Below are 11,987 nucleotides of genomic sequence, written 5' to 3'. Positions count from 1 at the left end.
CCAAGGAGTGCGATATGGCAAGAACGGCTTCGATAGTGCGCAACACCAGCGAATCCAGCGTGGAGGTGACGCTCAATCTTGATGGCAGCGGCAAGACGAATATTGATACGTCCGTGCCGTTTTTCGACCATATGATGACTGCACTGGGCAAGCACAGCTTGATGGATATGACCATTCGGGCATCGGGAGACACCCATATCGACGCCCATCATACGGTGGAGGATGTGGCGATTGTGGTCGGTGAGGCCCTGCGGCAGGCATTGGGCGACAAGCGTGGCATTCGCCGGTTTGCCGATGCCACCGTGCCGTTGGATGAGGCGTTGGCCCATGCCGTGGTTGATGTATCCGGACGTCCTTACGTGGTGTGCTCCGGCGAGCCCGAGGGGTTCGCCTATGCGATGATCGGCGGACATTTCACCGGTTCTTTGGTGCGTCATGCGTTGGAATCCATTGCCATCCATGCGGGCATCTGCCTGCACATGCGGCTGCTGGCCGGGCGCGATCCGCATCATATCGCGGAGGCGGAGTTCAAGGCCTTGGCGCGGGCGTTGCGCTACGCTGTAGAGTTGGACCCTCGCGTGGAGGGCATTCCCAGCACGAAAGGGGCACTGTAATGAGCGATGGTGATGACGACGCGCGTGAGGATGCGATGCAGTCGCACGATATGGGCGATGCGTTAAGCGACGAGGCCATTGCCGCGGCGATGGCCGGGTTCGAGCGCGAACTCGCCGATATGTCGGCGCGCGATGATTCGGTTGGCGAGGGCGAATCTGCGACGAGTTTCGACGACGAACTACAGGGTTTGCTGGGCAATAAGGCAAAGATGGCGTTGATTGTCACCAGCATAAGTTCGGCGGATTTGCTGGCGGCGTTCTGCCAACTGTCCGATATTTCGGCGCAATGCCTGTATACCGAGCATGGTGCCACGGCGGTACTGCGTGCGCTGGATGGCGATGCTCCTGAAGCGGCGGCGCGTGATATCACCGAAGTGGTGTCCGGTTTGGAAGTGGTGTTGTCCGTGAATCGTGCCGATAAGTTGGATACGCACGTTTATCGGGACGGGAGGCCTTGTGAGTTGGTGCCGCCGCCGGTGTTGTTCGCGGCGACTGCGCCGTTTGTTGAGGATTTGTTGCTGGGTATCAGCACGGTAAGTGAAGTGGCGCAGTCCGGTGCCGATATGGTGGACGTGTCGTCGTTATCGCGTGAGCAAGCCATGCGTGTGATTGCCGACCATATGCGGATTGGCAGGGATCCGTCCGGGATCTGACGGTTGTCGGGCCGCGGTATGCGGCGGGCCGAGCGTGATTGGCATGGATTATGGGTGGAAAGGACGGGGCAATGACCTCGATTGTGGTGTTCGACTACGGATTCGGCAATGTGCGTTCGATGATGCGTGCGCTGATGGGGCTGAACGTGGATGTGATGCTTACCGCCGACATTGACCAGGCATGGCAGGCCGATGGCGTGGTGGTGCCCGGGGTGGGTGCGTTCGCCGCGTGCATGGAGGGGCTGCGTCAGGCTGGCGGCGACGAGCTGATTCGTCGTCGTGTGCGTGCCGGCAAGGCGGTGTTGGGCGTGTGCGTCGGACAGCAGATTATGTTTGGTCGCGGTGTCGAGCATGGCGTCCACGCCGATGGACTGGGGCTGATTGATGGTGAGGTGAGCTTGCTGGACGCTCCCGTGGTGCCGCATATGGGATGGAATACCGTTGAGGCTCCGTCTGGCTCGAGGCTGTTGGATGGCGTGGCGCAGGAGCGCTTCTATTTCGTGCATTCGTATGGGGTGAGTCAGGCGCGTGACGCGCATGATGAGGTGTGGCGTGCGGTGGGCGATCCGCCGTCGTTGGTGACGTGGTGCGAGTATGGACAGGCACGTTTTGTGGCGGCCTATGAACGCGGCAGTTTGTGCGCCACGCAGTTCCATCCGGAAAAATCGGGCGAGGCGGGTATGCGGCTGTTGCGCAACTGGGTGCGCCTGGCGGTGCATGCTACGCGCGATGGCGAGATGCAGGCCGGCGGTGTGCAAGTTGGAAAGGATGAGGTGGCATCATGACGTTGACATTGTTACCGGCTGTGGATGTGCGAGATGGCCGTGCCGTGCGGTTACGGCAGGGCGAGTCGGGGTCGGAAACCGATTACGGTTCGCCGTTGGACGCCGCCAGTCGGTGGGTGGATGACGGTGCCCAGTGGATTCATCTGGTGGATTTGGACGCGGCGTTTGGCACGGGGGATAATCGCGCGCATATCCGCGAGATTGTGGAGCGTTTGGGCGATCGTGTGCGCATTGAGGTGGGCGGCGGACTGCGTGATGACGACAGCGTGCGTTCCGTCTTGGATGCGGGCGCGGCTCGAGTCAATATCGGCACGGCTGCGGTGGAACGTCCGGAGTGGACCGCGCGTATGATCGCCAAGTACGGCGATCGGGTGGCCGTTGGGCTTGATGTGCGTGGGCACACGGTGGCGTCGCGTGGCTGGGTGCGGGATGCCGGCAATCTGTTCGACGTGATGGCTCGGCTGGACGAGGCGGGTTGCTCGCGCTATGTGGTTACCGATGTGCGCCGTGACGGCATGCTGTCGGGGGCGAATGTGGATTTGCTCCGCGAGGTGGCGAGCCGTACGAGTGCGCATGTGACGGCTTCGGGAGGCATCGGCAGTCTCGATGATGTGCGCGCGGTGGCGACGCTGCAATCCGTGGGCGTGGATGCGGTGATTCTGGGCAAGTCCTTGTACGCGGGGGCGTTTACGCTGCCTCAGGCGCTGGCCGTAGCCTGAGCTCGCCGGATTTTGCCGGATGAGTACGTGACGTTCGTCGGTGTTTGTCGTATGTCTGCCGGTATGATCCTGGCGCGATGTCGGGTACGTGTTTACCTACTGACACGAACACGACATTCGTAACATGCGTGTGAGACGATAAATGCATGGATAAGCAGCAAGAATTTGCGTTGCGCACCGTCGAAGAGCGCGACGTGCGGTTCATTCGTCTTTGGTTTACTGATGTGTTGGGCACATTGAAGTCGGTGGCGATCGCGCCGGCCGAGTTGGAGGCGGCCTTCGAGGAAGGCTTGGGCTTCGATGGTTCGGCCATTGAGGGCATGACCCGCGTATCCGAGGACGATATGATTGTCAAGCCAGATCCGTCCACGTTCCAGATTCTGCCGTGGCGTGGCAGTGAGCAGGGCACGGCCCGCATGTTCTGTGATATTTTGACGCCGGATGGCGAGCCATCCTTGGGCGACCCGCGTCACGTATTGAAGCAGGCCTTGGCGAAAGCGAAGGAAAAGGGCTTCACCTTCTACGTGCATCCGGAGATCGAGTTTTATCTCTTTGACAATCAGGAAGACTGGTCCCGCCCGCCGACACCCATCGATGAAGGCGGGTATTTCGACCATGTGCCGCGTAGTTCGAGCATGGATTTCCGCCATGCCGCAGTGAGTATGTTGGAGCAGGTCGGCATTTCCGTGGAATATTCCCACCATGAGGGCGGCCCTGGGCAGAACGAGATTGATTTGCGCTACGCCGACGCGCTGGCCACGGCGGATAACATCATGACGTTCCGTACGGTGGTGAAGGAGATTTCCTTGGAACGTGGCATGTATGCGAGCTTCATGCCCAAGCCGTTGCCGGACCAACCCGGATCGGGCATGCACACGCATTTGAGCTTGTTTGAGGGCGACACGAATGCCTTCTATGAGGCCGGTCAGGAGTTCAACATGTCGTTGACCGCCCGGCAGTTTGCGGCCGGCATCCTGTATCACGCAGCGGAGATCTGCGCAGTTACCGACCAGTATGTCAATTCATACAAGCGTCTATGGGGCGGCAATGAGGCACCCAGCTACGTGTGTTGGGGGCATAACAATCGTTCGGCGTTGCTGCGCATCCCGCAGTACAAGCCCGGCAAGGGCAATTCGGCACGTATGGAGTTTCGTGCGCTCGATCCGACGGCGAATCCGTATCTGGCGTATTCGGTGCTGTTGGCAGCCGGTTTGGACGGTATCGAACAGCAGATGACCTTGTGCGAGCCTACCAGCGACGATGTGTGGGAGCTGACAGATGCCGAGCGTCAGGCGATGGGCATCCAGCCGCTGCCGTCTTCGTTGGACGAGGCGCTCAAGTTGATGGAGAAGTCCGATTTCGTAGCTGGTGTGCTGGGTGAGCATGCGTTTGAGTATTTCCTGCGCAACAAACGTCAGGAATGGGATGAATACAGCCGTCAGGTGACGCCGTACGAGTTGGCGAAGTATCTGCCCAAATTGTGAGCGAACTGGCCGGGGCTGTGTCGATAGTTGCGGTCCCGGCCAGTTGTGTAGGAGACTGATTGCATATCGGCTGCGGTCGTGTCAGTTATGTGCCGAACCGAACCAGCCGGTGTAGATGAGAGCGAAATTGCGGTTGCCGTACGTCGAGCAGGAGTCTCCCGTACCTGCGCCGGCTTTCAGTGCAGCGGTGTTGGGCTGGTACGGCGTGTAGATGTAGAGCAGCGCGGTGGCGTCGTTTTCAATGTAGATGGTGTCGCCGCCGCAGGACGGGTCGGGATTATACGCCACGTAGTTGAGGCGTCGGGCATGGTAGCCGTACTGGTCTTCGTGGACGCGGTAATACTGGTAGCGTTTGGCCGAGCCATACACCTGTTGGAAGAATCCGGCGTATTGCGGATCGCAATGATCGTTATCGGGGCAGCTTAAGCCCATGGCCGCTTTGAGTTGGAAGTCGCTGGGGTTGACGGTGGAGATAAGTTGCTGTTCTTTTTGCAGCATGGTGAGCAATACTTGCTGGCTGACGCCGCAGGCTCGTGCAGCACCGTCAATGATATCCGCGGCGCGTTGCCCGGTGCCGCCTGCGTAGGCGTTGCAGTAGTCGTCTGCTGGTTGATCGGTGGTGTCGAAGGTCATGGTATTGAGACATTGCCCTTCGGAGCAGCCTTGGGACACATGGTCATCAAGGAACTGTTGCACCTCGTCGCGGGTCATGGCGTCGGGATTGAAGAAGTGCGCGTCGTCGATGATGTTGCCGGGATTGAAGTCATATAGTGCGCTGAGTGCGGCTTGGTTGCTTCGTGCGGCGGTGACGGCGATATGGTAGCGCACGACCTGCACGAGTGCGGCCACCAGCGCGATCACGCAGCATAAGGCCACCAGCGTGATCGCGGCTTGGCGGCGTCGTTGTTGCCGGTTGCCGCGTTTCCAACGGCGGACGTAGGCGCGTATCATGCGGACCGGCAGCGGGTGACGGCTGTGGGATCGTGTTCCTCCTCGCCGAGGGGTACCTTGCCGCTGGCGTCGTTGCCGTTGCTGGTATTGTGTGGGGGCGTTCATGGGGTTGCCTTTCGTTCGTGGACTTGCGCAGTCGAGGTCTGGGGGTCCGTGCAGCCGTGGTGTTATGCGGTCAACGCCTTGCGTAGGCGTTGGATGCTGATGGGGTGTGCCGTGCCCAGTTCCTGCGCCCAGAGGGAGACATAGAACTCTTCCAACAGCCATCGTGCGTGTTCGGCTTGCTGTTCAAGCGCATCGCGGCGTGGTCCCGGCGGGGTAGATGCGGCACGTTTGGTGGCAGCGTCCACCAGTTGTTTGGCCTCGTCTGCCTGCCATGCCCATCGTACATCGCGGTTTTTGTCGGTTTTGGCTTTGTCCAGACGCATGATGTCGGCGTGTAGATAACGGTCGATATGCGGAAGGTACGCCGGTGGTGTGCTGCCGATGAATCCGGGGCGTACCAATGCCGCCGCGTGTTCGCGTATCGATTGCAGTACGGCAAGCATGGGCAAATCCGCGGGGCCGGATACCGCATGCTGTACGTCGGCGTATCGGCGCAATATGGCGATTACGTCGTGGGCGACGGCATACACGGTGTCTTCAAATGGTTCGCGTGCTCCGTCGATGGCTTGGGCCAGGGCCAGGTCGTCGGCAAGTTCATCGATGGTGGGCAGCAATCGTTTGACGGCCGCCAGCTGCAGATCTTGCGCCAGCGCTGCCGAGGAATCGTAGGGGGCGGAGGCCAGCATCAATGCTTCGGTGCCTAGCCATCGTGAGGTGATACGCTCGTCGGGTAACTTCAGGGCGTCCATCGCCCCTTGCCAGAGCATGCTGGCGCGTCGTTGGGTAGTGGCTCCGGCTTGGTGCAACAGGTTGGCGCGTTCGACCACATGGCCTTGCGCTTGGGCTTGCTCGGCTCGCCGTTGCACCATATGGCGGGCGCTGCGGGTAGCTTCGTCGGCAAAGCGGCGCTGCAGCTCCACCAGCGATTTGCCGGTACCCAGCACCGTCATGGTGCGTCGTGTCTGCCGGCGGCGTCGGTTGTTGGACACAGGGGCAGGCTTTTCTATGGCGAAGGTCATGCGCAGATGAGGCGCGAGTTTGGCAAGCTGTGCTTCGGTGAAGACCTCCGGATGGATTTGCGCGCCTACGGTGGCGATGGCCGCTTGGGTGAACACATGCGCGAAATCCTGCCAGGCGGCGGTGCCGGTATGGGGGTTGGGCGGCGGTAGCAGCGGGGTGTCTCCGTCGGCGCGGCCGGGCAAATCGGGATAATGCTCGTCAATCCAGGAGCGGATGGCGCGTGCGCTGTCCGGTGCGGGGACGAATTGCACGCGCAATGCTTTGGGCAGGGATTTGATCATCGCAAGAATCAGCTCGTCGAGCAAGCCTGGCACGCTCCAGGTGAATTGTTCCGGGGTGAGCCGTGACAGCGCGGAAAGCGGCACGTGTACGGTGACGCCGTCAGCGGGGTCGTGTGGATCATACACGTAGCTCAATCGCAGGCTGAACGGCGTGCCGTCCGTGCCGAGCGTATGCCATCGGTCGGGGTAGTCGTCCAGACTTACGGATTCGCTGTCCTGCAAGCGCTCGACGGCCTGTGGATCAAAGGTGAGTGCGTTGGGATTGTCGGCATGCTCGCGCTTGACCCATGCGGCCAGCTCGGAGACGCAAGTGACGTTCGGAGGGATGACGGATTGGTAGAAATCCACCAGATCTTCGTCGTTGACCGTGCCGGCGGTATGCCGGGTTCGATTGGCGTCGTCGGCGGCGTTCTGCAGGATGTCCAGATTGCCCTGGACAAAACCGTCATAGGCAAACCGTTGTTGGATGTCGCCCTCGACTAATCCTTGGCGAATGAGAAAATCACGCGCTTGGGCGGGGTTGATGCGTCCCCATTGCACGGCTCGTCCTTGTACGATGGGCAATCCATATAGCAGTACGGTGGCATTGGCGACGGCCGCTCCGCGCGAACCTGACCAATGGGGTTCGGCATAGGTGATGCGGGTGAGCGATCCGGCGAGCGGTTCGGCCCATGCCGGATCGATGGCCGCGCAGTAGCGTGCCCATAGCCGCGAGGTTTCCACCAGTTCGGTGCTCATCACCCATGGTGGCGTGCTTTTGGCGACTGCGGAGGCGGGGAACAGCGAAAAGCGCGTGCCGCGTGCGCCCTGGTAGTCGTTGTACGCCATCTTCGCGGCGCGTTTCATGGCGCGTGCCTTGGCGGCTCCGGACAATCCCGCGAAATCGGAGGCCTTGGGTTCTCGGATCACCTGCATACCCATCATGGATAATAAGCCGGCCAGCATGGAGGTGTGGATGCCTTGGCTGTCCCACGAACAGCACAGGCTATGGGCGGCCTGCTGGTTGTTGGGCAGTTGCCTTACAGTCAGTTCCGGGCGGCTGATGGGGAGCGGATCGCCGACTTTGAAATGCAGCTCCTTGCACATCTGGCGCAGTTGGCTGACCAGATCGCGCCATTGTCGCATGCGTGGCAGGTGAAGAAACTCCGCGGCGCACAAACGGCGCAGGGCACTGTTGCTGGGTTCGCCGTCGGCTTGGAACACATGATCCCACACATTCAGCGCAGTGAGGAAATCGCTGGTGGGGTCGGCATAGCGGCGGTGGATGCGATCGGCTTCCTCGCGCTGCTCGTCGGGCCGTTCGCGTGGGTCCTGCAAACTGAGGAACGCCACGATGACCAGTACGGCGGCCAGCGTGTTCGGCGTGGTATTGGCTGCCGCTTCGATAACCATGCGCCCCAACCGCACGTCGATGGGGATACGGGCGAGCTGGCGGCCGATACGGGTGAGGGTTACTTCGCCGTGTCGCCGGCCGATGGCACGCAACTCGGTTAATTCATTGAATCCATCGGATACGGCTTTGGTGTCGGGCGGGTCGATGAATCCGAAATGCGTCACGTCGTCCGCATTTTTCGCCACGCCCACCGACAGCATGTGCAGTACGACGGCTCCCAGCGAAGTGCGTAGGATTTCCGGTTCGGTGAAGCGCGGTCGGTTTTCATAATCGTCGCGCGCGTAGAGGCGTATCGCAATGCCGTCGGCGATACGTCCGCAACGTCCCGAGCGTTGGTCGGCACTGGCTTGCGAGATGGGCTCGATGGGCAGACGCTGCACCTTGGCGGTTTTGGAATAGCGCGAGATGCGGGCCATGCCTGGGTCGACGACGTAACGCACGCCAGGCACGGTCAGCGAGGTTTCTGCAACGTTGGTGGCGATGACGATGCGTTGGTGAGCGTGTGGCTCGAAGACTTTGTGCTGCTGCTGCGAGGAGAGCCGTGCGAACAGCGGCATGATTTCGAGGGCGTCCGGGCGGCGCATATCCGAAGTGCGAGTGCCGAAATGGCGGCGCAGCGCGGTTTCAAAGTCATGGATGTCGCGCTCTCCGGCGGCGAACACCAGGATGTCGCGCGGACCTTGCACATGGCTGGAGTGGATGACCAGCTCGGCACAGGCGCGGGCCACCGCGGTGGGCATGTCCATCGCGGTCGCGTCGGGATCGCCGTAATCGTCGCTGCCGGGCATGACACCATCGGCGAATCCAGGCACGTGCCGCATCAGCGTTGGTGCGGATCCAAGCGGCTCGTAGACGATCTGCACGGGGTAGGTGCGTCCCGACACTTCGATGACCGGCACGTCTTCATGCAGGGCGTTGGCGAAATGTTCGCGGAATTTCTCTGAGTCGATGGTGGCGGACGTGATGATGAGCTTGAGATCGCGGCGTTTGGGCAGCAGTGCGGTGAGGTAGCCGAGGAGGAAATCGATGTTCAGACTGCGCTCGTGCGCCTCGTCGATCACGATGGTGTCGTATCGGCTGAGTGTGGGATCGCGTTGGATTTGCGCGAGCAGAATGCCGTCCGTGACCACGCGCAACCGTGTGTCCGCGGAGCTTTCGTCGGTGAATCGGACTTGGTAGCCCACTTCGGTGCCCAGTCGTACGCCCATTTCTTCGGCGATGCGTTCGGCGACGGTGCGGGCGGCGAGCCGGCGTGGTTGGGTGTGCACGATTTGCCTGCCGTCGGCACCGCGCCCCATTTCCAGCAACATTTTTGGCAGCTGGGTGGTTTTGCCCGAGCCGGTTTGTCCGGAAACAATCACCACTTGATGGGTGCGTATGGCCTCGATGATGATGTCGTGGGAGGCACTGACCGGCAGTTGCGGCGGATACGTGAAACGCATGGATGTCCTTACCTGGAAAGGGGCGCTGGTGTGGCTGGCGTGAGGTGCGGCGCGCGGTCAGGCGTCGACGCGTGCGACTTCGATGACGCGAAAGCCTTTGGCGCTGGCGTATTTGCTGACTTCGTAGCCTTGTCCAAGCTGTTCGGCCAGCCAGGGGATGAGTGAATCCGAGCCGAGGTTGCGTTGGACGACCAGATAGGCGACGCCCTGCTCGGACAGGCGCGGCAGCCAGGTCATCAGCAATGCATGTAAGGCCTCCTTGCCGACGCGGATGGGCGGATTCGACCAGATGACGTCGAAACGCTCGGTCTCGGGAACCGCTTCGGGCTCGACGCAGGTGATATTGGACAGGCCATTGGCCTCGGCGTTCGCGCGGGTCAGGTCACGGGCGCGTTCGTTGATGTCCACGGCCCATACGGTGGCTTCGGGCGATTGCAGGCCCATGGACAATGCGATGGGGCCCCAGCCGCATCCGATGTCAAGGAAGGTGCCATGCGCGGGCAGCTCGGGAGCTTCGCGCAGCAGCACGGAGGTGCCTAGGTCCAAACGGTGGGCGGAGAATACGCCGTTTGACGTTTCCACGGCGGCCGGTATGCCGCGCAAGGTGACGTTCAGGGTGCGCCGCACGTCTTGGGAGGCGGGTGCCGAGGCAAAATATTGCTCGCCGCCGCGCGGCTGCGCGTCTGGTGTGCGGCTGGATTCGCTGTGCTGGTGTTCGCGCTGTCGCCGTGCCATGGGTACTCCTTCGCCAAGGGTGTGCCGCGCGTGAGCTCCGGACGGATGGCGTTCGCGCGGCATGTCTGCCAAGATGATGATAATAACGACCATAGTGCAATACTGAGAGGTGCCGTTGAATCAAGAACACAATCGTGAACGCGACGAGGAGCTCATGAACGAGTCGTATTCGGATATTCCTATGGATACTGCCCAGAATTTCGTTGCGGAACCGACCGTCGCCGACCAAGACGCCGCGCGTGATGAATCGCGTGGCATCCTCTCCGACGAATCCGACGTGCTGATTGCCGACAAGGGGCGGTCCTGGCTGATCGGCGAAGAACGCGACGACCTGTGGCAGGAGCGTACTTCGCGCAATGCGCTCAAGCATGTCACCGGTTTGGGCGAGTTGCAGGATGTCACCGAAGTCGAATACCGCAAGGTGCGGTTGGAACGCGTGGTGTTGGTGGGCGTATGGTCCAGCCGGGAGACGACGCTGGCGCAGGCCGAGGAATCCTTGCGCGAGTTGGCGGCATTGGCGCAAACCGCAGGCGCCGTGGTGTGCGACGGCGTGTTGCAGCATCGGTACCGTCCCGACGCGGCCACCTATGTCGGCTCCGGCAAAGCGCAGGAGATCGCCGGCGTCGTGGCGCGTGAGGAAGCGGACACCATCGTGGTGGACGACGATCTGCCGCCCAGCCAACGCCGTGCCCTGGAGGACGCCACCAAAGTGAAGGTGGTGGACCGTACAGCCGTGATTCTTGATATTTTCGCCCAGCACGCCACAAGCCGCGAAGGCAAGGCGCAGGTGGAGCTTGCGCAACTGCAGTACATGCTGCCGCGACTGCGCGGTTGGGGCGCGTCGCTGTCGAGGCAGGCGGGCGGACGCGCGGCCGCAGATGCCGGCATTGGTTCGCGAGGCCCGGGCGAGACGAAAATCGAAATGGACCGTCGCGCCATACGCAGCCGCATCGCCAAATTGCGTCACGACATCGAACACATGGCACCCGCGCGAGATGTCAAACGCGGCGCTCGCCGACGCTATGCGCTGCCGACGGTGGCGGTGGTGGGGTACACCAATGCGGGCAAATCGTCGTTGACGAATCAGCTCACCGGCTCGCGCGAATTGGTGGAGAACGCTCTGTTCGCCACGTTGGATACGGCGGTACGCCGTGCTCGCTCGCGCGACGGGCGTTATTATGCGTTGGTCGATACCGTCGGTTTCGTGCGCCGTCTGCCCACACAGTTGGTGGAGGCGTTCAAGTCGACGCTGGAGGAAGTGGGCGACGCCGACCTTATCGTGCATGTGGTGGATGGGTCGCATCCCGACCCGATGTCGCAGATCGATGCCGTGAACGCCGTGCTGTCGCAGATTGCAGGTGTTGACGAAATTCCCTGCCTGGTGGTGTTCAACAAAGCAGACCGCATGGATGGGGCGGCGCGCGAACGATTGGCGCAGTTGATGCCGGATGCCTTGCAGGTATCGGCTGCCAGTGGCGAGGGTATCGAGGATTTGCGCGATGCGGTGGAATCGTTGCTGCCGGTGCCGCGTGTGCATGTGCGCGCGGTGCTGCCGTACTCCAGTGGTTCGGTGCTGTCGAAAGTACGCGAATACGGTGTGGTGGACCAGATCGAATATCGTGACGACGGCGTGCTGCTGGAAGCCGACGTCGATGGGGCGCTGGCCGCGCAGATTATGGATCAGGCATTGCCGTCCGACACTTCGATACCTTCGTCAGACGGGCCGCAACCTACTGCGGCATAAGTGCCATGATGCCGACTGCACAATGTGACTAGTTCCACATTGCACTACGCGCTGCGAGGTT

8 protein-coding genes and 1 pseudogene are annotated in these 11,987 nt (G+C 61.5%); 6 read left to right on the top strand and 3 right to left on the bottom strand.

Annotated features, from left to right (window positions below; translation table 11 throughout):
* Positions 1-14: 14 nt before the first annotated feature.
* The 5 genes and pseudogenes from hisB (at position 15) to AC1AWK_RS05495 (ending at position 4,255) form a co-directional block, all read left to right on the top strand.
* Positions 15-614: an imidazoleglycerol-phosphate dehydratase HisB gene (gene hisB / locus AC1AWK_RS05515; RefSeq protein WP_476568816.1), complete on the top strand. Its 600-nt coding sequence runs from the start codon at positions 15-17 to the stop codon at positions 612-614.
* Positions 614-1,267 (top strand): hypothetical protein, encoded by a 654-nt coding sequence (locus AC1AWK_RS05510; protein WP_476568814.1) that lies wholly within the window; start codon positions 614-616, stop codon positions 1,265-1,267. Before hisB ends, AC1AWK_RS05510 begins: the two co-directional genes overlap by 1 nt.
* A 71-nt stretch (positions 1,268-1,338) precedes the next feature.
* Positions 1,339-1,971 (top strand): annotated as a pseudogene (gene hisH, locus AC1AWK_RS05505) (imidazole glycerol phosphate synthase subunit HisH); the annotation flags it as partial.
* Positions 1,972-2,048: 77 nt separating this feature from the next.
* A complete protein-coding gene (gene priA / locus AC1AWK_RS05500; RefSeq protein WP_476568812.1) occupies positions 2,049-2,771 on the top strand; it encodes a bifunctional 1-(5-phosphoribosyl)-5-((5-phosphoribosylamino)methylideneamino)imidazole-4-carboxamide isomerase/phosphoribosylanthranilate isomerase PriA in 723 nt (240 codons plus the stop codon).
* 146 nt (positions 2,772-2,917) lie between these two features.
* Positions 2,918-4,255 (top strand): glutamine synthetase family protein, encoded by a 1,338-nt coding sequence (locus tag AC1AWK_RS05495; protein WP_476568810.1) that lies wholly within the window; start codon positions 2,918-2,920, stop codon positions 4,253-4,255.
* An 81-nt stretch (positions 4,256-4,336) separates the two neighbouring features.
* Here the strand turns inward: AC1AWK_RS05495 and AC1AWK_RS05490 are convergent, their stop codons facing one another.
* From AC1AWK_RS05490 to AC1AWK_RS05480, 3 genes are all read right to left on the bottom strand, one after another.
* Positions 4,337-5,311, bottom strand: a complete 975-nt coding sequence (locus AC1AWK_RS05490) for a hemagglutinin (RefSeq protein WP_476568808.1) — start codon at positions 5,309-5,311, stop codon at positions 4,337-4,339.
* A 62-nt stretch (positions 5,312-5,373) separates the two neighbouring features.
* A complete protein-coding gene (hrpA, locus tag AC1AWK_RS05485; protein WP_476568806.1) occupies positions 5,374-9,447 on the bottom strand; it encodes an ATP-dependent RNA helicase HrpA in 4,074 nt (1,357 codons plus the stop codon).
* 57 nt (positions 9,448-9,504) lie between these two features.
* Positions 9,505-10,182 (bottom strand): class I SAM-dependent methyltransferase, encoded by a 678-nt coding sequence (locus AC1AWK_RS05480; RefSeq protein WP_476568804.1) that lies wholly within the window; start codon positions 10,180-10,182, stop codon positions 9,505-9,507.
* 181 nt (positions 10,183-10,363) lie between these two features.
* On the opposite strand from AC1AWK_RS05480, the gene hflX reads away from it, so the two are divergent.
* Entirely contained in the window at positions 10,364-11,926 is a 1,563-nt protein-coding gene (gene hflX, locus AC1AWK_RS05475; protein WP_476569641.1) for a GTPase HflX, read from the top strand.
* Positions 11,927-11,987 lie beyond the last annotated feature (61 nt).

This window comes from Bifidobacterium sp. LH_491 (assembly GCF_056356495.1).
This window is presented reverse-complemented; position numbering and strand designations above follow the sequence as displayed.